Origin of the sequence: Enterovibrio coralii (assembly GCF_001559595.1) — a bacterium.
In the GTDB taxonomy this organism is placed as follows: domain Bacteria; phylum Pseudomonadota; class Gammaproteobacteria; order Enterobacterales; family Vibrionaceae; genus Enterovibrio; species Enterovibrio coralii.
Genome location: NZ_LNTY01000058.1, coordinates 51,109 through 75,519, shown reverse-complemented (window position 1 = coordinate 75,519; position 24,411 = coordinate 51,109). Strand labels below are relative to the sequence as shown.

General features: G+C 50.2%; 18 protein-coding genes and 5 pseudogenes. 8 read left to right on the top strand and 15 right to left on the bottom strand.

Translation table 11 applies throughout. The annotated features are described in order from the left end of the window. Positions 1 to 3: 3 nt before the first annotated feature. From lptB to mgtE, 7 genes and pseudogenes are all read left to right on the top strand, one after another. Positions 4 to 729, top strand: a complete 726-nt coding sequence (lptB, locus tag ATN88_RS21930; protein ID WP_067419688.1) for an LPS export ABC transporter ATP-binding protein — start codon at positions 4 to 6, stop codon at positions 727 to 729. 72 nt (positions 730 to 801) lie between these two features. Then, positions 802 to 2,276: pseudogene (locus ATN88_RS21925) on the top strand (RNA polymerase factor sigma-54). 26 nt (positions 2,277 to 2,302) lie between these two features. Then, positions 2,303 to 2,590 carry a ribosome hibernation promoting factor gene (gene hpf, locus ATN88_RS21920; RefSeq protein WP_067419687.1) on the top strand — a complete coding sequence of 96 codons (288 nt, stop codon included), beginning with the start codon at positions 2,303 to 2,305 and terminating at the stop codon, positions 2,588 to 2,590. A 2-nt stretch (positions 2,591 to 2,592) separates the two neighbouring features. Beyond that, on the top strand, positions 2,593 to 3,036 hold the full coding sequence (gene ptsN, locus ATN88_RS21915; protein ID WP_067419686.1) for a PTS IIA-like nitrogen regulatory protein PtsN: 444 nt from the start codon (positions 2,593 to 2,595) through the stop codon (positions 3,034 to 3,036). A gap of 12 nt (positions 3,037 to 3,048) precedes the next feature. After that, positions 3,049 to 3,900 carry an RNase adapter RapZ gene (gene rapZ / locus ATN88_RS21910; RefSeq protein WP_067419685.1) on the top strand — a complete coding sequence of 284 codons (852 nt, stop codon included), beginning with the start codon at positions 3,049 to 3,051 and terminating at the stop codon, positions 3,898 to 3,900. Beyond that, on the top strand, positions 3,897 to 4,172 hold the full coding sequence (locus ATN88_RS21905) for an HPr family phosphocarrier protein (protein WP_067419684.1): 276 nt from the start codon (positions 3,897 to 3,899) through the stop codon (positions 4,170 to 4,172). The genes rapZ and ATN88_RS21905 overlap by 4 nt, the downstream gene beginning before the upstream one ends. Before the next feature lie 235 nt (positions 4,173 to 4,407). Next, a pseudogene (gene mgtE / locus ATN88_RS21900) lies at positions 4,408 to 5,773 on the top strand (magnesium transporter). Between the two features lie 250 nt (positions 5,774 to 6,023). On the opposite strand, the gene pmbA reads toward mgtE, so the two are convergent. Continuing rightward, positions 6,024 to 7,364, bottom strand: a complete 1,341-nt coding sequence (gene pmbA, locus ATN88_RS21895) for a metalloprotease PmbA (protein WP_067419683.1) — start codon at positions 7,362 to 7,364, stop codon at positions 6,024 to 6,026. 221 nt (positions 7,365 to 7,585) lie between these two features. On the opposite strand from pmbA, the gene yjgA reads away from it, so the two are divergent. After that, on the top strand, positions 7,586 to 8,116 hold the full coding sequence (yjgA, locus tag ATN88_RS21890; RefSeq protein WP_067419682.1) for a ribosome biogenesis factor YjgA: 531 nt from the start codon (positions 7,586 to 7,588) through the stop codon (positions 8,114 to 8,116). A gap of 53 nt (positions 8,117 to 8,169) precedes the next feature. Here the strand turns inward: yjgA and tldD are convergent. The 14 genes and pseudogenes from tldD to ATN88_RS21820 form a co-directional block, all read right to left on the bottom strand. Further along, positions 8,170 to 9,614: pseudogene (gene tldD, locus ATN88_RS21885) on the bottom strand (metalloprotease TldD). Positions 9,615 to 9,693: 79 nt separating this feature from the next. Then, positions 9,694 to 10,511 (bottom strand): annotated as a pseudogene (locus ATN88_RS21880) (carbon-nitrogen hydrolase family protein). Next, on the bottom strand, positions 10,511 to 14,389 hold the full coding sequence (locus ATN88_RS21875) for a YhdP family protein (RefSeq protein WP_067419681.1): 3,879 nt from the start codon (positions 14,387 to 14,389) through the stop codon (positions 10,511 to 10,513). The pseudogene ATN88_RS21880 and the gene ATN88_RS21875 overlap by 1 nt, the downstream one beginning before the upstream one ends. Positions 14,390 to 14,407: 18 nt before the next feature. Next, the gene (gene rng, locus ATN88_RS21870) at positions 14,408 to 15,877 is read right to left on the bottom strand and encodes a ribonuclease G (RefSeq protein WP_067419680.1); all 1,470 of its coding nucleotides are present in this window, start codon (positions 15,875 to 15,877) and stop codon (positions 14,408 to 14,410) included. After that, positions 15,874 to 16,460, bottom strand: a pseudogene (locus ATN88_RS21865) (Maf family protein). Before ATN88_RS21865 ends, rng begins: the two are co-directional and overlap by 4 nt. A gap of 12 nt (positions 16,461 to 16,472) precedes the next feature. Beyond that, positions 16,473 to 16,961: a rod shape-determining protein MreD gene (mreD, locus tag ATN88_RS21860; protein WP_067419679.1), complete on the bottom strand. Its 489-nt coding sequence runs from the start codon at positions 16,959 to 16,961 to the stop codon at positions 16,473 to 16,475. Then, positions 16,954 to 17,904, bottom strand: a complete 951-nt coding sequence (gene mreC, locus ATN88_RS21855; RefSeq protein ID WP_067419678.1) for a rod shape-determining protein MreC — start codon at positions 17,902 to 17,904, stop codon at positions 16,954 to 16,956. The genes mreD and mreC overlap by 8 nt, the downstream gene beginning before the upstream one ends. 76 nt (positions 17,905 to 17,980) lie before the next feature. Beyond that, positions 17,981 to 19,024, bottom strand: coding sequence for a rod shape-determining protein MreB (mreB, locus tag ATN88_RS21850; protein ID WP_002537278.1), 1,044 nt, complete (start codon positions 19,022 to 19,024; stop codon positions 17,981 to 17,983). Positions 19,025 to 19,140: 116 nt separating this feature from the next. Next, positions 19,141 to 20,610 carry a DUF6701 domain-containing protein gene (locus tag ATN88_RS21845; RefSeq protein WP_332308957.1) on the bottom strand — a complete coding sequence of 490 codons (1,470 nt, stop codon included), beginning with the start codon at positions 20,608 to 20,610 and terminating at the stop codon, positions 19,141 to 19,143. Next, on the bottom strand, positions 20,532 to 22,145 hold the full coding sequence (locus ATN88_RS21840) for a hypothetical protein (RefSeq protein ID WP_067419676.1): 1,614 nt from the start codon (positions 22,143 to 22,145) through the stop codon (positions 20,532 to 20,534). The genes ATN88_RS21845 and ATN88_RS21840 overlap by 79 nt, the downstream gene beginning before the upstream one ends. Further along, positions 22,142 to 22,597, bottom strand: a complete 456-nt coding sequence (locus ATN88_RS21835) for an MSHA biogenesis protein MshP (RefSeq protein ID WP_067419675.1) — start codon at positions 22,595 to 22,597, stop codon at positions 22,142 to 22,144. Before ATN88_RS21835 ends, ATN88_RS21840 begins: the two co-directional genes overlap by 4 nt. 3 nt (positions 22,598 to 22,600) lie before the next feature. Then, on the bottom strand, positions 22,601 to 23,332 hold the full coding sequence (locus ATN88_RS21830; protein WP_232313477.1) for a PilW family protein: 732 nt from the start codon (positions 23,330 to 23,332) through the stop codon (positions 22,601 to 22,603). 58 nt (positions 23,333 to 23,390) lie between these two features. After that, the gene (locus ATN88_RS21825) at positions 23,391 to 23,942 is read right to left on the bottom strand and encodes a type IV pilus modification PilV family protein (protein ID WP_232313476.1); all 552 of its coding nucleotides are present in this window, start codon (positions 23,940 to 23,942) and stop codon (positions 23,391 to 23,393) included. Next, on the bottom strand, positions 23,929 to 24,387 hold the full coding sequence (locus ATN88_RS21820; protein ID WP_067419674.1) for a prepilin-type N-terminal cleavage/methylation domain-containing protein: 459 nt from the start codon (positions 24,385 to 24,387) through the stop codon (positions 23,929 to 23,931). The genes ATN88_RS21825 and ATN88_RS21820 overlap by 14 nt, the downstream gene beginning before the upstream one ends. Positions 24,388 to 24,411: the final 24 nt, after the last annotated feature.

The window sequence follows — 24,411 nt, the reverse complement described above, 5'->3', positions numbered from 1 at the left end:
CTCATGGCCATACTGACCGCTAAAAACCTCGCGAAAAGCTACAACGGGCGCAAAGTCGTTACCGACGTGAGCTTAGAAGTAAAGTCTGGAGAAATCGTGGGGCTTCTGGGCCCTAACGGTGCAGGAAAAACCACCTCTTTCTACATGATTGTCGGCTTGGTTGCTCGCGATGAAGGCACCATTCATATTGATGAGACCGACATCAGTATTCAGCCAATGCATAACCGCTCTCGTATGGGTATCGGCTATCTGCCGCAGGAAGCGTCTATCTTCCGTAAGCTCAGTGTCTACGACAACCTGATGGCGGTGCTGCAAACGCGCAAAGAGCTTTCTAAGGCTGAACGACAAGACAAAGCTGAGGACTTGCTCGACGAGTTCAACATCCAACATATCCGCAATAGCATGGGTATGGCATTGTCAGGTGGCGAACGTCGTCGTGTTGAGATTGCGCGCGCGCTGGCTGCAAACCCGAAATTCATCTTGCTTGATGAACCCTTTGCAGGCGTAGACCCGATTTCCGTCATCGACATTAAGAAGATTATCGAGCATCTGCGCGACAGAGGCTTGGGTGTGTTAATTACCGATCACAACGTACGTGAGACACTGAGTGTTTGTGAGCACGCCTATATTGTTAGTCAGGGACACTTGATCGCGCATGGCACTCCTGATGAAGTGCTAAACGACGAGCATGTAAAACGAGTCTATCTCGGCGACCAGTTCAGGCTATAGTTAAAGAATACGGTTGGCGTATTCATTCTAAGAACATGCACTGACAAGAGAAATAAAGGTGCCACAATAACTATGAAACCCTCGCTCCAGCTAAAACTTGGCCAACAGCTAGCCATGACGCCGCAACTTCAACAGGTATTCGCCTGTTACAGTTGTCGACGCTGGATTTGCAGCAGGAAATTCAAGAGGCACTCGAAGCAAACCCTCTTCTCGAGCAAGATGAATCCTCAGATAGCAGCATTGATGGCGATAGCGCGCAGGAATTTGAAAACGGCGACGATATCACTGTCTCTGCTGACAGCTCCGACTCTCTAGACAGCTCCGACGCATTGGGCCAGCAAGAAATGCCTGATGATTTACCTGTCGATACCACATGGGACGACGTCTACAGTGCCAACACGGGCAGCACGGGCATTGCTCTCGGTGATGACGTGCCGGTTTACCAAGGCGAAACCACGGAAACCTTGCACGACTATTTGGTATGGCAGGTCCAACTGACCCCGTTCACCGAAGTCGACTTAGCCATTGCAACCGCCATCATTGATGCGGTTGACGACAAAGGCTACCTCACGGTGACCTGCGAAGACATTCTGGAAAGTCTTGGCGCAGAAGACGAAGAGGTTGAACTGGATGAAGTCGAAGCCGTTCTAAAACGCGTTCAGCAATTTGACCCGCTTGGCGTTGCTTCTCGATCACTGCAAGAGTGTCTGCTGATCCAACTGGCCGCCTTTGCTGAAGACACGCCGTGGTTGGCAGAGTCTCGCATGGTGCTTAAAGAGCACATGGACTCGCTGGCTAACCGTGATTTTCGCCAGATCATGAAAGACACCAAGCTGAAAGAGGCAGATCTTAAAGAAGTCATGCGCCTCATTCACAGCTTGGAGCCTAGACCCGGTAACCTTATCGTTACCAACGAAGCAGAATACGTCATACCTGATGTCTCTGTGTTCAAAGACCGCGGCAAATGGGTCGTACAAATCAACCCGGACAGCGTGCCGCGTCTAAAAGTGAACCAACAATACGCCGCACTGACCAAGAACGGTTGCAGTGCTGCCGACAGCCAGTTTATTCGCAGCCACCTTCAGGATGCGAAATGGCTGATTAAAAGTCTTGAAAGCCGCAACGAAACGCTTTTGAAAGTCGCGCGCTGCATCGTCGAACATCAACAAGATTTCTTCGAGTATGGCGAAGAAGCGATGAAGCCAATGGTGCTGAACGATATCGCTCTCGCCGTGGATATGCATGAATCCACCATCTCGCGTGTAACGACTCAAAAATACATGCACACCCCACGGGGTATCTTCGAATTAAAATACTTCTTCTCAAGCCATGTCAGTACCGACAATGGCGGTGAGTGCAGCTCTACGGCAATACGGGCGCTGGTGAAAAAGCTGGTCGCCGCGGAAAATCCGGCGAAACCTCTCAGCGACAGTAAGATTGCCACATTGCTGGCGGAGCAAGGGATCCAGGTAGCACGACGAACGATTGCAAAATATCGTGAGTCACTGGGCATCGCACCGTCAAATCAGCGCAAGCGCCTTATCTAGGCGTCTTAACCAGAAGGAAGATGTTTATGCAAATCAATCTGACCGGTCACCACGTCGAAGTTACCGACTCTCTCCGTGAATATGTGATGACCAAGTTTGATAAACTTGAGCGTTTCTTTGATCACATCAATAACGTTTACGTTGTGCTTAATGTCGAAAAATTGCAGCAGATTGCCGAAGCGACCTTGCATGTCAATAATGGCGAAATTCACGCGAAAGCCGATTCAGACAACATGTATGCGGCTATTGACGCACTCACTGATAAGCTGATCAAGCAGTTAACCAAACACAAAGAAAAGATGAACCACCATTAATCATGGAACTTAAAGACGTACTTAAGTTGGACTGCACCAAAAGTGCAGTCCTTTGTTCAAGTAAGAAACGTGCACTCGAACTGATCAGCGAACTCGCTGCTAACGAGTTGGATCAAAACCCTCAGAAACTGTTCGAGTGTATGCTTGGCAGGGAAAAGATGGGCAGTACAGGGATAGGTAACGGTATTGCCATTCCTCACGGTCGCATCTTCAACAGCGACCATGCTGTTGGCGTTTTGATTCAATGCGCTGAGCCTATTGAATTTGACGCCATCGACAATCAACCTGTCGACCTGATGTTCGCACTGTTCGTTCCAGACGACCAATGCAAAGAGCACCTCACTACCCTGTCTCTGATTGCGCAAAAGCTGGGTGACAAACAAATTTGTCGTCAACTGCGTAACGCCAGCTCAGACCAAGAGCTGTACGACATCATCACCGGATAGAGAATCACACTCATGCAGCTGAAAATCGTCAGCGGTCGTTCAGGCTCAGGGAAATCCGTTGCACTTCGAGTGCTGGAAGACTTGGGTTACTACTGTGTCGACAATCTCCCCGTCAGCTTGTTGCCGCAGTTTGTGGCAGAACAAATTGGTGATGATTCACAAATCGCCGTCAGTATCGACATTCGCAACATGCCAGACGATCCGGACGAGATCGCTCATACACTGGCGAAGCTTCCGAAAGATCTCGATATCGATCTTTTCTTCCTCGATGCTGATGACAAAGAACTGGTCAAACGCTTTAGCGAAACCCGTCGCTTGCACCCTCTTTCTCGAAACAACCTGACTCTCGAGCAAGCGATCGAACAAGAAAAACATCTACTCACGCCGCTTAAAGAGCGTGCCGACAAGGTCATCAACACCTCAAAGCACTCCGTGCACGACCTCAGCGAAGCCGTTCGCTCGCTGGTGCTAGGCCGCACCAATCGCGACTTGGTCATGGTGTTTGAGTCCTTTGGTTTCAAGCATGGATTGCCATCGGATGCGGATTACGTCTTCGATGTGCGTTTCCTGCCAAACCCCCACTGGGATCCATCACTTCGCCCTTTAACGGGGTTAGATGAGCCAGTGAAAATGTTTCTGGCTGCCGAGCAAGACGTCGCCATGCTTATCGCGCAAGTGAAAAGCTTCTTGGAGTCTTGGATGCCAGCACTTGAGAAGAACAACCGCAGTTACCTTACCGTCGCCATTGGCTGTACGGGTGGCCAGCATCGCTCCGTTTACATTGCACAGTTTTTGGCAGACTACTTTGCCGCAAACGGCCAGCAAGTTCAGGTGCGTCACCGTACGCTTGAAGGACAAATATGAGTCAACTTAGCAAAGAAGTCCTGATCAGAAATCGATTAGGTTTGCATGCTCGCGCAGCGATAAAACTGGTAGAACTGGCGCAAAGCTTTGATGCCGAAGTCACGGTTTCCAAGGGTGATCAAACGGTTACTGCTGATAGCGTCATGGCAATCCTGCTACTGGACTCCAGCCAAGGCGAGCAAATCATGGTATCGGCCAATGGCACTCAGGCCGAACAGGCACTCGACGCAGTCACTTCGCTTATCGAAGCCGGGTTTGACGAAGAGAGTTAAGTCTCTCGCTAATTCTCTCCTCTTATGTCTCAACTTTCCTACACGGGCAATTGTCAAAAGACACTGCCCGTAGTTTGCGTTAATATTCATGTCATTGCGCTATACCCGTCTGATTACGCATTGAACAAAAAGTAATGCAACGTATTTTGCCAACACTGCGCCCGCATTACGCCAAACTATATCGCTCAAACACGCAGCCAGAATGGGTATCCCCCGTCGTCAAACGGACATTTCCATGGCAGAGAATTACGAAGTAGAACAACCTAGCCAAACGCATCAAACGTTGCAGGAAGTTAGCCGCGCCTTAGAAAACGGTATGTTCGTCCATGTCCGACGCATGCTCGAGGACATGGAACCGGAAGATATTGCCCATCTTCTTGAGGCCTCCCCACCAAAGAGCCGTTTGGTTCTGTGGCAATTAACCGATCCCGAAGAGCAAGGTGAGATCCTTGAAGAGCTGTCGGAAGACGTCAAAGACGGGATCATGGTACACATGCAACCGGATCAGCTCGCTGCTGCAACGGAAGGCATGGATACCGATGACGTGGCATACCTGCTGCGAAGCCTTCCAGAACAGGTCTCGCAAGACGTCCTGTCGCAAATGGATGCGCAGGATCGTGCCCGCGTAGAACAAGCTCTGGCATATCCGGAAGACACCGCCGGCGGTATGATGAATACCGAGTGGTGACCATTCGCTCAGACGTGACCGTTGACGTGGTATTGCGTTACCTTCGCATGAAAGGTGAACTGCCAGAAGCCACCGATGCCCTTTACGTTGTTGATGAAAACAGTCGTCTGATTGGTGAATTGCCAATCACCGTCCTTCTCACCACGCAGCCAGACACCGAAGTGTTGGACATCATGGAAGACGTGGATGACGCTATCCCTGTCGACATGGAAGACAGCGATGTTGCCAGCATCTTTGAACGCCGTAACTGGGTATCTGCACCTGTTGTTGATGAAGAGCACCAGCTCGTCGGTCGTATCACCATCGATGACGTGGTTGATATCATCCGTGAAGATGCAGAACACTCCATGATGAGTATGGCGGGTCTGGATGATGAAGAAGATACCTTCGCGCCAGTATTGAAGTCCGCCCGTAGCCGAAGCATCTGGCTGGGTTGTAACGTCCTTGCCGCACTGGCTGCTGCTTCTGTATCAAACTTGTTTGAAGCAACCCTTCAACAGATGGCAGCTATTGCCGTGCTTATGACCATCGTACCGTCAATGGGCGGTGTGGCAGGTAACCAGACCGTCGCACTCGTGATCCGCGGTCTGGCTGTCGGGCACATCGGTGACTCGAATACCCGCTGGCTGTTAAGCAAAGAAGCCATGGTAGGCCTATTAAACGGTGTCGTTTGGGCAAGTATCATTGGTGGTGTGGTCGTGCTGTGGAAAGGCGATATCATGCTTGGTGGTATCATCGCCGCCGCATGATGACGAACCTCTTTGTTGCCGGTGTTGCCGGTGTGACCGTCCCGATTGTGCTCAAGAAGATGAAAGTCGACCCTGCCCTCGCAGGCGGTATGGCACTGACCACCATCACCGACATGGTGGGCCTTTCCGTCTTCCTCGGCCTCGCAACCCTCTTCCTCGTATAACGAAAAAAGGCTTTCTCTCGAAAGCCTTTTTCTATTTGGAGCCAGTCATCTGCTAGCCCATTTTTTCTAAGCCAATTTTGTTGTAGCTAGGCCTCAAACCTTTGTATCCCTGAAGCAAATCGCTGCAATCGCTAAGCCATTTGTGCTCTGACAAGGCAGCAAATATTTTTGTCCCTGGGAGCTTAGTAAGCTAAGTGACTAGGGCAAAAATATGCAGCGAACGACGTCAGGGTATAAAGGGCGACGCGATTTACTCGCCGCCAATTTTCATAGATTCGATGAGAATCGAGCCAGTCTGGATCTGACTACGGAACTCCGTATCCGCACCCACTGCCACAATCTGCTTGTACATATCTGCAAGGTTACCTGCAATGGTGAACTCGCTCACTGGGTACTTAATCTCGCCGTTTTCCACCCAGAAACCGGCCGCACCGCGCGAGTAGTCGCCTGTTACGATGTTCACGCCTTGGCCCATTAGCTCTGTGACCAGTACACCTGTCCCCAGCTCTTTCAGCATTTGCTCGAACGATTGTCCGGTGTTGCCAACAAACCAGTTGTGAATACCACCCGCATGACCCGTTGGCTGCATGCCTAACTTGCGTGCTGCGTAGCTGGTTGCCAGATACGTTTGAAGCTCGCCACCTTTGATGATATCCAAGTCTTTCGTGACCACACCTTCGCTGTCAAATGGCGCACTCGCCATGCCTTTTAGCAGGTGTGGACGCTCGTAGACGCTGAACCACTCTGGCAGGATTTGGTGGCCAAGTTTGTCCAATAGGAATGAAGACTTGCGGTACAGGTTAGAGCCGCTGATACCCATGACCAGATGCCCCAGAAGGCCTGTTGCAACGTCGGCAGCAAACATCACAGGTACTTGGCAGGTTTTCATGCGCTGAGGTTCGATACGCATGATGGTGCGCTTCGCCGCTTCAATACCGACTTTCTCTGGCGTCCAAAGCTCACTCTTGTCGCGTGCGACTGTGTAGCTGTAATCACGTTCCATGCCTTTGCTGTCTTCTGCAATCACGCTACAGCTAATGCTGTGTCGGCTAGATGCATAGCTTCCGAGCATGCCATGGCTGTTGCCGTACACGCGGACACCGTAGTGGCTGTCGTAGCTTGCACCATCACTGAATTTGATGCGCTCATCGTATTCCAGTGCGGCACGCTCTGCGGCGATCGCTTTTTCTGCGGCGTGGTCCGGCTCTGGCTCGTCAGGGTAGAACAAATCCAGATCTGGGTATTCGTACGCCATCAGCTCTGCGGGTGCTGGGCCGGAGAAAGGGTCTTCCGAGGTGTAATTCGCGATATCCAAGGCCGCTTCAACGGTCTCTGCGATCGCTTTTTCTGACAGATCAGACGTCGATGCGCTGCCTTTACGTTGGCCGCGATACACAGTGATCCCCAAAGCACCGTCACTGTTGAACTCGACGCTTTCAACTTCGCACATACGCGTTGCGACACTGATACCTGTCGTTTTTGTAATAGCGACTTCTGCGGCGTCAGCTTTCTTGCTCGCCATATCCAGTGCGCGCTTTACAGCGACTTCGAGCTCGGCACGCTGCTGAGCAACTTGTTGTTTCACGTCCATAAACTCATCACATAATGTCTGTTGCTTCTAAGCATACCACTCTCCTCGTCTGGCTTGCCGAAAAAACTCAGGCAAACACGACAATTACTGGCACAAATCCCCTCTTTTGATAACCCGCGCATAAAGCGAGATGACCGCTTGCTCAACGCTTACTATTTCTTGTTCATCTGCTTTCGGTATACACTACGCAGTTAAAGTAAGCGATAACCTCGGGATTGAATATGGGCCGCAAGAACAAAAGAGAGCCTTGGGAAGAGGAAGAAGAAATCATCTGGGTTAGCCGATCCGAGATGAAGCGTGACATGGAAGCACTGCAAAAGTTGGGCGAGGAGCTGGTTGCTCTGAAACCTGCTGTATTGGCTAAGTTTCCACTGGATGACGATCTTCGCGACGCAATCATTGATGCACAGCGCTTTGAAAAAGAAGCCCGTCGCCGTCAGCTTCAGCTGATTGGTAAGATGATGCGCTCTCGCGACCCAGAGCCAATTCAGGCTGCACTGGACATGCTGCGCAACAAACACAGCCAGCAATCTATTGAGCTGAAAAAGCTTGAGAAGATGCGTGATCGTGTTGTGGCTGAAGGCGACAAAGCTATCAATGATGTGGTCGCAGCATACCCAAGTGCAGACCGTCAGAAGCTGCGCCAATTGGCTCGCCAAGCGAAGAAAGAGCTGGAAGGCAACAAGCCGCCAAAAGCGTCTCGCGAGATTTTCCAAATGCTGAAAGCCCTAAAGGCTGCTGATGCGGAATAAAAAAAGCCGGAACTGAGTTCCGGCTTTTTTATGCATTCAATATGGCTGAGTGCTTATTCGGTGCCACCGACCGTCATTGCATCCAACTTCAAAGTAGGTTGACCGACTCCCACCGCGACACTTTGACCCGCTTTACCACACACACCGACACCACGGTCGAGTTTCAGGTCGTTACCAACCATAGACACTTGCTGCATGGCTTCGATACCACTACCGATCAGTGTTGCACCTTTCACTGGTGTCGTCACCTTCCCGTTTTCAATCAGATACGCTTCGCTGGTTGAGAACACAAACTTACCTGAGGTGATGTCTACCTGACCGCCACCAAAGTTTGGTGCGTACAAACCATACTCAACGCTGCTGATAATATCTTCCGGCGTACTTTCGCCTGCCAACATGTAGGTGTTGGTCATGCGTGGCATCGGCAGATGCGCATAAGATTCACGACGGCCATTACCGGTTGGCGCAACGCCCATCAAGTGCGCGTTGTGTTTGTCCTGCATGTAGCCTTTCAGGATACCGTTTTCAATCAGCACATTGTATTGACCCGGCACACCTTCATCATCGATGTTCAATGAACCACGGCGGTCTTTCAATGTACCGTCATCGACGATGGTACAAAGCGGCGATGTCACCTGCTCACCAATCTGGCCAGTAAAGACAGACGACTCTTTACGGTTGAAGTCACCTTCCAAACCATGCCCTACTGCCTCGTGCAGCAGTACACCCGGCCAACCTGCACCCAGAACCACTGGCATGGTGCCTGCTGGTGCTGCTTTCGCATGAAGATTGATCAATGCCTGACGCACTGCTTCATCGGCGTAATGCATGGCGACGGTTTTACCGTCTTCATCGCTAACAAAATATTCGTAGCCGAAACGACCACCACCGCCCGCTGAGCCACGCTCGCGCTTGCCGTCTTTCTCTACCAGTACACTGACTGACAGGCGCACAAGCGACGAATGTCTGCGGCATACGTGCCGTCTGTCGCCGCAATCAGCACTTGTTCGTACACACCGCTGATGCTCGCTGACACCTCTTGAATAAGTGGCTCTTTCGCGCGGATGTAGGCATCAACTTCTTGCAGCAAGGCAATCTTTTGCTGCTTGGTCATGCTGTGTAGCGGGTCAATGCCTTGATAAATTTCTGGATACTGACGGGTAGAAAATGCAGAAACTTTTAGTTTGCCGCCTTTGTCAGCAATACCACGTGCCGCGGTCGCGCTTTGCATCAACGCATCGGCGTTGATTTGGTCAGAGTAAGCAAAGCCTGTCTTCTCACCCGTGATTGCGCGAACACCGACACCACGGTCGATATTAAAGGAGCCATCCTTGATGATGCTGTCTTCCAAGACCAGCGACTCGTGCCAGCATGACTGGAAATACACATCACCGTAATCAATATTTCTTGCCGCCAAATGCTCCAGCGTTTGGCTGATTTGGCTTTTGCTGATACCTGACAGGTGCAGCATCGTTTCTTCGACGTGTTCCAGACTCATGAATTAACTGCTCTTTAGCACTGAAAATAGAATACCCTGCAGCGTCAGGCCGCAGGGTTATTGATGATTTGAGACTGCGCTATTTCATCGCGCATTGCAACCTAGCATGCTGCAATACGGGCATTTTGCTCCGAATCGCACTGTTGGTCGCAAGATCTACGTCTGCCCACGCGGTACCAATGTGGTCCGTGAGTCCGCAAGCAACCTGTCCCCAAGGGTCGACAATCATTGAGTGGCCATATGTTTCTCGGCCGCCTTCGTGCGAGCCACATTGCGCGGCAGCCAGCACCCAGCATTGGGTTTCAATGGCGCGAGCACGCAATAACACTTCCCAATGGGCACTGCCCGTCACTTTGGTGAAAGCCGCTGGCACAATGATGATGTCCGCACCACGCTGACGCAGCGCGGCGTAAAGTTGCGGGAAGCGGATGTCGTAACAAATTGAAAGGCCGAGCGTACCAAATGGCGTGTCTACCAACGCCATGTCTTCACCGGCTTTGAAAGTATCCGATTCTCGGTAGCTGCGATGGTTATCCGCAATATCCACATCGAACATGTGCAGCTTTTCGTAAGATGCGCGAAGGTTACCCGCCGCGTCATAGACTAAGCACGTGGTGCTCAGCGTGCCGTCGTTGTTGCGAATAGGGAAAGACCCAATCACCAGCCAGATGCCAAGATCAAACGCGAGCTGAGAAAGCTTCTTTTGAAGCGGGCCGTGGCCTAGATGCTCAGCGTATTTCTCGTAGTCTTCCTTTTTTCCAAATACCAGGGTGTTTTCAGGCGTCACGACCAAGCGGACGCCTTGAGTACGCAGTTGCTTTAACTGTCCTTCCAGCACGTCGAGTTGTCCTCTGCAACCGCGCCAGAATTCATTTGCACGACACCGAATTTCGTCATTATTTTTCGCTCCCTTGCTGTTCGGTACGCAGACGCTCGGTCGCCTGCTCAGGTAACGTCACCTCTCCCGTGATACGAGAAAGCTCCCTGACGACGGGATCATCAATCGACCCGGTTACCTGATACCTGACTTGGGTAAACGCATCTACTACTGGCGAAATCACCGTGGTGACAGCAAGTACGTAGAGTGCGGTTTGAGGCGTGACAGCAAAGGCGGTGAATACGGGAATGCCCGATGTCAGATCCGGGACAAAGCGGACATCAGCATTTACCTGATTTTCCACCAAATTTGCTATCCCTTTAATAAACATATCACCTGCCAGCGCGTTCATCTGAATATTATCAGTGACCACGACCCCGTTCGTGATTGCTGCACTACCGCTTATCTCATCAAAAGCAAGACCGTCTTCAAATACCCCAGTAAAATCAAGCTGCATTTTTCTCAAAATCGAATCAAGGCTGAACAAGCCAAGCAGTCGACCCGCACCACCGACACCGCTGACATACCCGTTTTCCAGCTTGGTTTCCGCATTGCCATTGAGTGTCGCGAGGTTAATAGACCAAGGGGTACCATTAAATTTCAGGTTGGCTTTGGTCATAAAGCTGGCGTCTTGAATACCACCAGACACCGCAAAGCGTCCCATCAAGTCGCTGCTGTTGTTGCCTTTGATATCGAATTTAATGCGGCTTTCATTGACGTTTTTATCCGTGATGGCCCAGCGACCGTTCGCCGTCAAACGCGTTTCACCACTGCCAATCGACATTTTGGACAAGGTCAAGGTATTGCCAGATTTCAGCACCTGCGCTTCCACGCGACCCAGTCGATACCCTTGCACCCAAAGCTCATTGATAACCAGATCGGTCGACGGGATATTCGCCATGATCTCTTTATCGGCATTGGTGGCAAAACTGGTTTCTCGCGTCGTTTCCTTGTCGTCTTCGTCTTTTTTGTCGAGGTCGACGTTCAAGAACAAATGCTCGATGGATACAGTGAGAAGTTTCTTACCATCCCACCACGCATCACCAGCCAACTCTTCACTGCCCACCAAAATGTGGAAGCCGTTACTCTTGTCGCGCGCGGCCATGGCGAAGTTGTTGAAGGTCATCTCGCCTGCCAACAGCTTTTTCGCTTTCACGTTGATACGCGAAGGATGGTGCAAGATGACAGGAAACGGCTTGTCGTTCTTACTGTCAGCTTGTTTGACGCGCTCAACAACCTTGCTCCAAGAGGCAATATCCAGCGTCGGCACATCAATGCTCACAGCATTGCCAAGCAATGGCTGGAGCGACAATTCACCTTCACCGACCACCAAGCGGCTACGAAGCACTTCTGGTAAGGTGCCGCGAATATCGACATCCGCTTGATACTTCACGTTTGGCAAAGAGACTTGGCCAATCAGACGTTCAGCATCGCCCGACGCTCGCAATGTGCCTTTGCTGTTTTGTAGTACCGCTTTGTTAAGCGGTGCAGGCAAGTCGATGTGCATGTTTGCCAAATCCGCATCGAGCTTCACATCGTAGGTAAAGCCGATATCTTTCAGCGCAATGCCGACATCCAAATCCCACTTAGACTGCCCTTCGACCAAATCTAAATCAGGGATATCTAACGCTTGCTTTAGTTTGTCCGCCTGCCAATCACCTTGGATATCAATATCTACTAAATAGTTATCCGCTTCGGTTTCGCCTTTAAAGCCGACATTGATGGGCTGTTCCAGCAACATGGCATCAAAGCCTTTCGACCAAACAATGTCATTATTGAACTCAATGGCGCCGTTGACCTTATTGAGCGTCATTTCTGGGCTAACAATCGACACCACATTGTCTTTGAGCCTTGCCGAGCCTTTGACGTCAACGTCATCGCCATTGAGGGGGATGTTGAGGTCGATACTGCCGTGCACTTCACCACCCACTTGAACATGAGTCAAAGCTGCACCTACCGAGTCCACCAGCGGTGTCGCCAGCATGTACTCATGCAATTCATCACCCGTGGCTTCGACGTCCGCTTTTATCAGAAGCTTGGAGTAATCTTCACTGAACGATGGAATTTCGCCTTTGAGGTTATAGCCACGCGCTTTCATCAAGCTGACATTGGAGGCATCTAAGAACAGCGAGTCGTTTTGGAACAACAAGTCCAAGCGAAGATCGGTCAGCGTCGGCCATTGCGTGTCAAAGCTGAATTGGCCATTTTTCAGTGGTACGTATGCCTGGAACACGCCTTCGTGCTTGAGATAAGGGAAGGTGTCAAAGTCACCAAACCAAACCAGTTTGGCATGCTCAGCTTGCCCGCCTCGGATAGCGGAAGAAAGGTAGTCGGTGAGCTCAAAGCCAAGGGCCAATGTCGGCAAATAACGCCATGTCTCGCCCGCATTGTTGGCATTCGCTTCGGCATAAAACGCCAGCCAAGGCTCACCTTCATGCGGCAAATCTAGCCTGAACTCGCCGTTTACATTGATGTGCGGCGCAGCAACATTAACCCGATCAGACCAAATTACCGTGCGGGTATCGTTGTAATCCCAGTACAGTTCAACGTCACCGTGCTCAATGTTAAGCGGGGCTTGGAAGAAGTTTCCGTAAGGCAAGATGTCATCTTTCATCGACAACACCGCTTTACCACTGGTACCGACACCCTGCACATCCACATTCAGTTTGTGTACTTCCGGCAAATAGCTCCAGTGGTTGAACGCGAGGTTATTGATGTTGGCGGAATACGCGATGTCTTTACCGGCTTGCTTAGCCACGCGGATATCGGTGACCTTGCCAGAGGGAGCCAGCATTTGAAGCGCGTTCTCGACGCCTTTTGGCAGCTCAACCACTTCTGTCAGTGGCGCCAGAAGATTGATATCCAACTGGTCGAGATTCAGTTTCCAGTCTTCGCCTTCGACATTCAATTTGACGTGCGGCTCTGGCCAGAGTCTTTCACCAGTTTTTATGGCAAAGGCATTGGTGGCTAAGTGCCATTGCTGCTCGCTGTCGCAGGACAGGAATACCTGACCACGTTCAACAGACAAGGTGCGTGTGGAGCCTTGTGATTCAATGGCTGTCGATTTCGGCTCCCACGCCATGGCAGAGTCAGAGAGATTCAGCAGGGCTTTTTTCGGCAGACCTTGCTCAACGGTCAGCCAAGCTTCACCGCCCACGGTGGCACTGAACAACTTAAACTCTGGGTTGATGTAGTTGCTCACCCACTCTTGCAACGAAACATCTTCAGCATTGAGGTAGAACTCGCCATCCAACGAAGTTAAACCACGGTTTTCGGTAAATACGCCTCGAATATCAACTTGATTGAGCGAGGTCCCTTCAACACTCACCACGCCTTGAACATGGTGCTTGCCCGATTGGTTATCCCAAAGCAGCGACTGGATCGCGATAGTTTTGCGCTCTTGAGCGGGTGACATCACGACCAACTTGGCGTCGTGAACGGAGAAGTGCCCAAGACCGACCAAAAACAGCTGCTCTAGCTGCTTTTTCAATCCGGTTTCTTCTTTGTCATTTCTCGCAGGAAGCTGGGTAAGGTCCAAACGTAAGCCATCAATGGCGACATTCGAAAACGTGGGTTCCCACTTTCTCAGTGAATCCCACAGATCGATTTGGATCTCGATGCTGTCCGTCGTCAGAACAGTATGGTGACTGGATTCTGTCGACAGCGACAGATCGTGAAGGGTCAGGGAAGGAACAAGATAACGCCAATGGCCTTTGAAAGAACCAAAGTCGACAGAAAAACCGCTGACGTCGCTCGCCCATTTTTGCATGGGAGCTTTTGCGGTGTCTAAGTTAGGCAAGAACAGGCGCATCGCGCCTGTTACTACTGCGGCAAGCACCAAAAGGCTTACCAGTGTCCACTTAATTATCGTTGCCACACGACGGGCAAATTTCATCATCAACCGTAGCTACTCTCACTACATCATGACGACATCAAACTGCTCTTGGGTATAGAGCGGTTCAATATGCACTTTCACTTGCTTACCGATAAAGACTTCAAGCTCAGCAACAGCATGAGACTCTTCACCTTCCAGTGCTTCACCAACAGCAGGCGATGCATACACCACAAACTTGTCTGCGTCGTAAGCGCGGTTAACACGGGTAATTTCACGTAAAATTTCGTAGCACACTGTCTCGATGGTTTTCACTGCGCCACGACCTTCACAGGTCGGACACTGACCACACAGCACGTGCTCGATACTCTCGCGGGTGCGCTTACGTGTCATTTCAACCAGACCAAGCTGGGTAAAGCCATTGATATTGGTCTTCACGCGATCACGTGACAATGCCAATTCCAGAGACTGAATAACACGCTGGCGATGTTCATCCGAACTCATGTCGATGAAATCGATGATGATGATACCGCCAAGGTTACGAAGGCGAAGCTGGCGCGCAATCGCTCGGGTTGCTTCGATGTTGGTGTTGAAAATGGTTTCTTCGAGATTACGACGACCAACGAACGCACCGGTATTGATATCGATGGTGGTCATGGCTTCGGTCTGGTCGATGATAAGGTATCCACCTGACTTCAATTCCACTTTGCGATCCAACGAACGCTGAATTTCGTTCTCGGTATCGTACATATCGAAGATTGGCTGTTCGCCTGTGTAAAGCTCAATGCGCTCGCTTAGCTCAGGTACGAACTCTTCGGTAAATTCACGCAATGCTTCCATCGCGGTGCGTGAGTCGATGCGAATCATGTTGATTTCCGTGCCAACAAAGTCACGCAAAATACGCTGTGCCAGACCCAGTTCGCCATAAAGCATCGACTTAGATGGACGCTTAGAGCGACGCTCAATCACCTTGTTCCACAGGCGTTTCAGGAATGCGGCATCGTGCGCCATCTCTTCGTCTGACGCACCTTCAGCCGCAGTACGAATGATAAAGCCGCCCAAATCGTCACAGTAATCTGCCACGATGTTTTTCAAACGCTCGCGCTCTTCTTCGCTTTCAATGCGCTGAGAGACACCCACGTGAGATGCGCCTGGCATAAACACCAGATAACGAGATGGCAAGGTGATGTCGGTAGTCAGGCGTGCACCTTTGGTACCCAACGGGTCTTTGACCACCTGCACAACAATGTCCTGACCTTGGCGAACCAGCTCAGAGATATCACGCACTTGGAACTGCTGCTTTTCGTTCTCAGACACGCATTCGGTGTGTGGAACGATGTCAGACGCATGTAGGAATGCCGCTTTATCCAGACCAATATCCACAAACGCCGCCTGCATGCCTGGCAATACTCGGCTCACTTTGCCTTTGTAGATATTGCCGACAATGCCGCGCTTGGCTTCACGTTCAATGTGTACTTCCTGAAGGTTGCCACCTTCAATCATCGCAACGCGCGTTTCCGTAGGCGTTACGTTAATTAGCAACTCTGTATTCATAGGTTTTCACCGCTTAATTTTTTAAATTCGTTAAACAGAGCGTCTGTTTCATAAAGAGGCAAACCCACCACCGCATGGTAGCTACCTTCAATGCGAGTCACGAAACGACCGCCGAGGCCTTGGATAGCATAGCTTCCAGCCTTGTCACACGGCTCGCCGCTTTCCCAGTAAGCATCTATCTCGTCTAAAGACAGCGACTTAAACCATACATCTGTTGTGACAAGCGTTGTCAGTGAATGGTTCCTGTCAGCAAGCGTCACCGCTGTCATGACTGATGCTGTCGACCGGATAGCAGCGACAGCATTTGGCGTGAATGTTCGATATCTTTTGGCTTTTCCATCACCTGCCCGTCACAGACAACGATGGTGTCTGAGCCCAGAACAGGTAAGGATTGTGGTGCCACTTGGACACCCGCCATGGCCTTATCAAAGGACAAACGGCGGACATAGTCCACCGCTTGCTCTTGAGCTTGGCGTTGCTCTTCAACGTCGACGCGCAATACGTCGAAAGAAAGGTTTAGTTGTTCAAGCAGTGCCTTTCTGCGAGGAGAGGCAGATGCGAGATAAAGCTGAAGATCCGCCATTGGCTCACCACTTTATTTAATCGAGAACTGACGACGCACGCGTCGCAACAGCAAAAATAACCAAGGCCACAATAAGAAGTTAAGCACACCAGACCAAAGAAGGGTTGGGTCAAACTTCACATCGGAGACCAAATATTCCGCCCAAAATTCGAGCACTTTGCCTGCCAGCGTCAGCAACGACAAAATTGCCGCCTGTTGCCACAACGACATATTACGCAGCATCTGAAAGTTCAGTGCCACGATATACACCAGCACTGACATCATCAGGCCTCGTACACCCAGCGTAGAACCCAGCATCAAATCCCAGAGCAAACCCAGCACCAGTGCCGTACCCACGTTGACGCGGTGTGGCAAAGCAAGCACCCAGTAAAACGCCACCAGCAATACCCATGACGGTCTGAACGGTGCCAGCTCTCCCGGCCAAGGTGCGGCCTGTAAAATCAGGGCGACAATAAACGACAGCCAAATAAGTGCGTGGCCACGCAAGGTAGAATTAGCCATCGGTCTTCTCTTTATTCTCTGCGTCTGCCGGTTTGTTCTCTGCGTCTGCTGGTTTCTCAGCAGCCTCGGTTTGTGGCTGTTCCGTCACAGGTGCAGTCGCTGCTGGGGCATTGTTCTTGTCCACATTTGTCGGCCAAACAAGCAGCAGGTAACGCAAGCGGTCAAACTGCACTTCAGGCTTGGCATCCACCTGTGCAAACGGACGTTTGTTATCAAACGAGAATGAGGTGACTTTCGCGACCGGATACCCTTCTGGGAACACACCGCCCAAGCCAGATGTCACCAGCATGTCGCCGGGTTCAATATCTGCACTGCTTGGAATGTTTTCCAGCTGGATGTTATCGGTTTGACCACGACCTGCCGCAATCACACGCACGTCATTTCTGACGACCTGAACAGGGATCGCATGCGTTGGGTCGGTGATCAGCAGAACGCGGCTGTTGTGCGCGCCCACATAAGAAACTTGTCCGACAATCCCGCGTTCGTTAATCACGGGCTGTCCTTCATACACACCGTTTGTTCGACCTTTATCGATCATGACTTGGTGCTTATAAGGATCGGAGTCCACGGCCATGACCTCCGCCACCATTTTGCGTTCATCACGCACAAACGGCGATCCCAGCAATTCTCGTAGTCGCTGGTTTTCTTGCTCCATTTGATCAAACAGCAATTGGCCAGAGCGAAGCGTTAACACTTCTTCTTTAAGCTTGGCGTTATCAATAAGAAGTTGCTGATGAGACGTGAACTGACGGAACAGATTGTCCAACATGTCACGCGGTACGTTCGACGCGTATTGCAGCGGCGCGACCATGGAGTTAAGCAGATAGCGGAAGTTTGTAAATGCACCAAGACGGCTATCAGCCAGCATTAAGCTGGCTGATACCAAAAGAGCAAACAACAGGCGTAATTGTAGAGATGGCCCACGGCCAAATATTGGTTTCATTCAGTTACAACCTGTAAAAGGGCATGTTGACCTTTCAAGTTCAACTTTGTTCGCCAACATGCCTTGCAAGAAGATATTAATCTTCGCTGAACAGATCGCCACCGTGCATGTCGATCATTTCCAACGCTTTACCACCGCCACGTGCAACACACGTCAGCGGCTCTTCTGCCACAACAACTGGAATACCAGTTTCTTCTGTCAGCAGACGGTCCAGATCACGCAGCAGTGCACCACCACCGGTTAGAACCATACCGCGCTCAGAAATGTCAGACGCCAACTCTGGCGGACATTGCTCCAGAGCAACCATTACTGCAGACACGATGCCTGTCAGCGGCTCTTGCAGTGCTTCCAAGATCTCGTTTGAGTTCAGAGTGAAGCTGCGAGGCACACCTTCAGCCAGGTTACGACCGCGAACTTCGATTTCACGCACTTCGTCACCTGGGTACGCAGAACCGATTTCATGCTTGATGCGCTCAGCGGTTGCTTCACCAATCAGGCTGCCGTAGTTACGGCGCACGTAGTTGATGATTGACTCGTCAAAGCGGTCACCACCGATACGTACAGACGATGAATAAACCACACCGTTCAGAGAGATAACCGCGACTTCTGTGGTACCACCACCGATATCAACAACCATTGAACCGGTTGCTTCTGATACAGGCAGACCTGCACCGATCGCTGCCGCCATTGGCTCATCAATCAGGTACACTTCACGCGCACCAGCACCCAGCGCAGACTCACGGATTGCACGACGCTCAACTTGGGTAGAACCACAAGGAACAGCAACCAGCACACGTGGGCTTGGACGCATAAAGCTATGGTCGTGAACGGTTTTGATAAAGTGCTGCAGCATTTTTTCCGTCACGTAGAAGTCAGCGATAACGCCGTCCTTCATTGGACGAATGGCTGCGATATTACCCGGCGTACGACCCAGCATTTGTTTTGCTTCATGACCGACTGCCGCAACGCTTTTTGGAGAGCCTGCACGATCTTGACGAATTGCGACAACAGACGGTTCGTCCAGAACGATCCCTTGCCCTTTAACATAGATAAGAGTGTTTGCTGTTCCTAGATCGATAGAGAGATCGTTAGAGAACATGCCACGAAGTTTCTTGAACATAGTCTTCGGTTAATCCTGCAAGCTATAAAATTCTTCAAATTCCGCTAAATGTACCAACGCAGACGGGGCGCGGCAAGGTGATGATCTACAAACCTGAATGAGATCAGTCTTTTTTTTCATTCCCCTGTCAAAGTGATGTTTTTTTCACCTTTATAGATAAGTCGATCACTTCCTCGATAATGCCCGTACGTTACCAAGCCAGAGGTCTTTTTCAGTTCGGTGGCACTTTCCCACCCATATTGCAGCCAAGGTTGCTCGACAAATCCTGTCACTGTGGTTTCATCCACCTCACAACCGGATGCCAAGCATTGCCAGAAACGGAACTGCTCGCGGAACGGTAAGGTCTCGTTTCCTTGCTGTGGCACAACCTTAAAGGTATATACACCGTTCGCAACAGACTCGGTGCCTTCTGTGGTAGAGCCATCTTGCCACTGGATTTGCGTTTCAAGGTTTTGGCTGTTGTTGACCAGTTGCTGTTTGAGGCTGCCCGCCAGGTGGACAAACGAGGCGTTATCACGAGAATTTGTCGCAAAACGGCGGCCATTCCAGTATTCGACGATAACAGGCAGATTTTGTTCCCCAGAAAAATCTTGGGTTTCAGTAAAACTGCCCACGCGTATTCTGCCGAAGAAGAATGGCCCTTCCGCGACTTGTGCACCAAATCGATCATCAGTCGGGTGTTTTACCGACTTTGAGCAGCCAAAGTCGCCTTGATTGGCGCAAAGCTCGAACTGGGTGTTATCTCGATCAGCGACGGCAACGCCTGCTGCAAAGCGAAGTGGCTCAAAGGGCCCGTCCTCGTTATCTGCTTTTCGCATCACCATATTGCCCGAGACTTTCACCTCACTCACGCCGCCAGTGCCTGCAACCCACTGCGTGTTTCCAAGGCGAGCACCTTGCCAGCGCGCGCTTAGGTCTGAGCCCTCATAAGGATATTGAGTGCCGGGATCAATCACCCAATCCTCGAACTGGGCTTTATCGTTCGTGCCAGTATAGAGGTGATAGTTCTTCACCGGCTTGTCGTTGATGTCCATGGCATGAATGGTGTACTCACCCACAAACGGCTGCTCTAGATAGGTAAAACCATTACCATCTTCATCATTCGCTGCCTCTACGCCACGTTTGAATTCAGACGCGATACCAAAGTGAGATGGGTAGAAACGGCCAACAGGTAACTCACCTCGATTCACCTTCATATCCAAGTATTTTCCAGTAACTTTGGAACGTAATCGGTAAACACCCACATCCTCAATCTTCAGTGACGGAAAAGCGTAGAGTCCATTTACTGCTTCAGTATGCTGTTTGCTGATAGTGCCGCTCACGCTGGCATTACTGCCTTGGGATGGAGAAACAATTTTGGCTTTGCTTCTTAACCCTAATGTGGCTTCTGGGGCATTGTCATGCCAAAAGCTCGGGGTGGATTCTCGAGTGCAATAGTCTTTGAGAGATAAATCGATTCTGGATTCGTCTTCTCTATCTCCATCAAGCCAAATCACTGGTTTTAGATTCACACTGAATGGGGAACCTGCATAGGTAAATGCATCATTTTCAGTCGAATGTCCTTTATTCGCATTGGCGTCACAAATAGCAACGTATAAGGCCTAACATCCAAGTACGCTGTGCCTCGAACCCTGTTGTCTTCATCAGCTGCTTTATCCTGTTGATTCAGTGCCGGGTCAATCTCATTTATATCAAATTCGTAAAGACTAAAACTTAATTGGCCAGCGTCTGCATACCTAACTTCAAAAGCATCTTTTGCAAGCCCATCAACAAACGTGACCAACTTAAACTTTTCTAGGGGAACGTTTAGGAACTCAAGTGAAGTGGGTGCTTCCGTTCCATCAACATAATTTGGGCTTAGATATTGAGTCTCGCCAATGGCAAGAGTTTTGATTCCGTTATAATCACCAACAACTTCACATTGGCCTCCCGTCGCTGCCACGGCTTCGAGAGACAAAAACTGGGGCTTCCCTGCAACCATTTTTACTGGCTCTGGCGTTACCCGAAAACTAACGGGAGCAAATCGATATCTTCCCCCTATTTCACGTAATATACCTGTTTTATCGCTATAAAACTCAGCACTCACATTCACCGTATTGTTTGCGTCACTCTGAAGCCAGAGCGTTCTACTCCCCTCAGTAAGTAGTACTTTCGCGGGGCTAGAAAAACAGGTGGACTCAGGTGAAATAGCCCAACAAGAATGTTCTTGTTGACGCGTTATCGTTGCCTCTAAATTTCCTGAGATATCCTTCAGTAGTTCGCCATTTTTGTCCATAACTTGGAATGTTATTGGAACCCTAGAACATGAACTCGAATAAGTGTTTTTCGGCGTCATAACCAGTTTGTAATCAGCGTACAATGAAGAGTAAGTGATGGTCGAGTTTTGATTCATTTTAATGTTATTGGCAGTTACTGCCCCTAAAACGTCATTGTTACCACCAAAGTCCACACCTGCTTGCGTATATATATAGCCGTGAACAGTAGAACCATAGTTCAACTGAACAGAGGGCATATCATTAACTTCACCATCACCACCATGTACCCAAATGGTGAGGTTTTCTGGTACGCCGTTTAAGTTAACCTTTGCACTACCATTTAAATGTAATTGGTTGACATGTATTTCAACCTTGCCTTTGACTGTAATGGATTTGCCATTGCCGACAACCAGCTCTCCAAAATGATACACACCGGAATCTAAGGACAAGTTTTGACTGACTCGAACTATTTTAAATTTGGGATCAGTTGGCTTTAGGTTGTCTCTAGACCCATCCCATTCACCAGGAAATTCTCTTGGATCAAGCTCTGAGTCTTTTATTAAAACAAGGCCAGCATTGTCTCCGCGCAAATCTTTATTGTTTACACATTTTTCGAATGTTTTCCCATCCGTTGAACAGTGTTTTTCCTGCCCACGTGGCGAATACTTATTGAACCCTATCTCAACGGTGCCGGCCCCCAGATTGACAATATAACCATTCCCATTCATGAAAAGTTCAGAATTATCAGAGTTTGGATTCGCAGACCTAGGAGCTTGAGCTGGCCCTGGAAAGTAGTTGATATAAGACGCTGACACATGAAAACTGAAGAGCAGAATGAGTATCGCTAGGACATTTTTAATGATCATGGTACCAACACCTTTGCCCAACTTTCCTGTGTTCGAGTAACACTAAACTGCGCACTGCCACATTGGCCTTTACTCGTGATCAAGTACTGTTCAACTGTACCCGCTACGATATCGCAGCTAACAGTTACAGTGCAGCCAGTTAGCCCAGAAGCCGAAAAATCGATGGTCTCACCCACATCAGGTATTGCGGAACAAGCTTGTTGAGCAAGCGTCGCTTCACTTACGACATTTGCGGGAATTGTCGCAAGAGGAAATAACTTAGTCATAGCATATTCAGTGCCGCTGCTTGCGGCAAACCATGCACGCGCGCCAAGCACTTCACGGGTTGTCGTGTCTTTTTGCGACCAGTTAATTTGCATTAGCACAGTACCTAACGCTGCCATTGCGGTAAGCGCAAACACAGCAACAATCAACATGCTGCCGCGTTGGGAGTGGCGGAGGTTATGGCGCATTCATCACCTGAATATGCTGGTTGTATACGGACACTTCACCGCCTTGACCGAAGCGATAGTGGACACGCAACATGTTAGAGCGCGACAGCGAGGCGGTATCAAGCGCAAAATCACTGCCATCGAGTAATCCTTCTGCGAGCACCACGCGTTGCCCGTGCCTTCTTGACGTGTCAGTGCGCCGCTTGCGATATCAAAACAAAAGTTGACCGCGTCTTTGTAGATATAAAAGCGTTTGGAAGGGCTTTCAACTGGCCACTCTTTGGTGGTATCCCTATCCAGCGTCAACACACTGTTCCCCGCGTTTGCGGAAGTAAGCGCAAAACTTTGCGCATTTCCGACATCAAGGTTTGATGGCGTCATTGGCAAGAAAGCGATGCGATACCCACCGCGGTTTATAGCAGATACCCACCCATTGTTCTCAGAAGACATCGCTACGCTTAGCGTGTCAGCGTTTGGCTCTCTGTCAGAGTAAACCCCAGTATATTTAATGGGCGTATAGCGCAGACACCGATCGTTATTTGAGATGAGCAAACTGCCCGGTACAGCATGGCGGATTTCACGCCCTAACCGCTCCACCACAAAACGCGCCTGAGATTGCAGGGCCTCACGGTTTTTGGCTTCGACATAACCCTGAGCACCTGACTCTAAAAAGCCAGAAATGCCAATGGAGACAATGGCCAGAATCGTCAGTGTGACGATGATTTCGATCAGAGTAAATCCGCGTTGATGAGGCATCAGAAATTGCCCCTATACGCAGAAAAATCATAATTGCCGAAACTGCCCGTATCGACAGTTAAATCGACACGTTTATAGAGATAATCATTGTTAGTGGAGTCGGTAAACGTACTGGCGTCATACACCACATTGATGTCCACGGTGAAGCTAGAAAATCTGAGGCAAGCCCGCCGACAAGACCGTCTAAGGAGCCGCGATATGCTTGCGTACACGCGGTTTCTACACCCCAACAACCGATATAATCTTCCACGGCAACGAAGTTATTGTTAGCAATGCCTGCCAACATGCGAGAGCAAGCCGGAATCGTGTCTGGGGCTAAGATATTTTTGTTTCGCACTGCTTCAGCGTTTTCGTCACAGCGCCAGCGACTACCATCAGCATCACTGTTTTGATCAAACTGTCTGGCGAGCACATCCGTCATCACGGCCTGTCCTAACGCGGCGGCTCTCGCTTCGTAATGTGGGTCAGCAGATTTTGTGAACATGGGAAACAAGGTCGTGCCCATTAAAACCAGCGCTACACCAAACACAACAATGCCGATTACAAGCTCTACCAGCGTATAGCCTTGCTGATAGGCAGAATTCCGATGATGTGGCTCAGCTACAGGCATAGAAATAGCCCTCGCTATTGGCGCAAATACTGGCTGAAGCACTGCCTTGGGAAAAGGTAATTTTGCAAGTACCGCCAACGCAGGTTGGGCGGCCGAGTAAATCAAACGCAATGGATGCAGGTCCTGACGCCCTAACTTTGGCATCAGAGAGGTCAACCACATCGCTGCGGTTGCCGTCGTCACCCAACTTACAGGAATCAGAAGCGACACTGCCGCCAAATCGGGTGGCAGTGAGGTTCAAGGCAAAGCAGCTATTAGAAGGATCTTCTTGCTGCATTGCCCTGAGTTGGACTTGCCTGACAACAGACAAGCCCGTATCCCGCGCACTGGTCACTGAAAAGGATTCAGCCCCCGACAGGCGCGGTACAGCATACACACTCAAAACCGAAAGGATCACCAATACGGTGACTAACTCGACGAGTGTGAAGCCTCTATCTAACACCATTAAACCAACTAGAATCGCTTCAAT

Coding starts and splice junctions, on each gene's coding strand:
- lptB (WP_067419688.1), top strand. CDS start 4: ATGGCCATACTGACCGCTAAAAACCTCGCGAAAAGCTACAACGGGCGC.
- hpf (WP_067419687.1), top strand. CDS start 2,303: ATGCAAATCAATCTGACCGGTCACCACGTCGAAGTTACCGACTCTCTC.
- ptsN (WP_067419686.1), top strand. CDS start 2,593: ATGGAACTTAAAGACGTACTTAAGTTGGACTGCACCAAAAGTGCAGTC.
- rapZ (WP_067419685.1), top strand. CDS start 3,049: ATGCAGCTGAAAATCGTCAGCGGTCGTTCAGGCTCAGGGAAATCCGTT.
- ATN88_RS21905 (WP_067419684.1), top strand. CDS start 3,897: ATGAGTCAACTTAGCAAAGAAGTCCTGATCAGAAATCGATTAGGTTTG.
- pmbA (WP_067419683.1), bottom strand. CDS start 7,364: ATGGACGTGAAACAACAAGTTGCTCAGCAGCGTGCCGAGCTCGAAGTC.
- yjgA (WP_067419682.1), top strand. CDS start 7,586: ATGGGCCGCAAGAACAAAAGAGAGCCTTGGGAAGAGGAAGAAGAAATC.
- ATN88_RS21875 (WP_067419681.1), bottom strand. CDS start 14,389: ATGATGAAATTTGCCCGTCGTGTGGCAACGATAATTAAGTGGACACTG.
- rng (WP_067419680.1), bottom strand. CDS start 15,877: ATGAATACAGAGTTGCTAATTAACGTAACGCCTACGGAAACGCGCGTT.
- mreD (WP_067419679.1), bottom strand. CDS start 16,961: ATGGCTAATTCTACCTTGCGTGGCCACGCACTTATTTGGCTGTCGTTT.
- mreC (WP_067419678.1), bottom strand. CDS start 17,904: ATGAAACCAATATTTGGCCGTGGGCCATCTCTACAATTACGCCTGTTG.
- mreB (WP_002537278.1), bottom strand. CDS start 19,024: ATGTTCAAGAAACTTCGTGGCATGTTCTCTAACGATCTCTCTATCGAT.
- ATN88_RS21840 (WP_067419676.1), bottom strand. CDS start 22,145: ATGATCATTAAAAATGTCCTAGCGATACTCATTCTGCTCTTCAGTTTT.
- ATN88_RS21835 (WP_067419675.1), bottom strand. CDS start 22,597: ATGCGCCATAACCTCCGCCACTCCCAACGCGGCAGCATGTTGATTGTT.
- ATN88_RS21830 (WP_232313477.1), bottom strand. CDS start 23,332: ATGCCTCATCAACGCGGATTTACTCTGATCGAAATCATCGTCACACTG.
- ATN88_RS21825 (WP_232313476.1), bottom strand. CDS start 23,942: ATGCCTGTAGCTGAGCCACATCATCGGAATTCTGCCTATCAGCAAGGC.
- ATN88_RS21820 (WP_067419674.1), bottom strand. CDS start 24,387: ATGGTGTTAGATAGAGGCTTCACACTCGTCGAGTTAGTCACCGTATTG.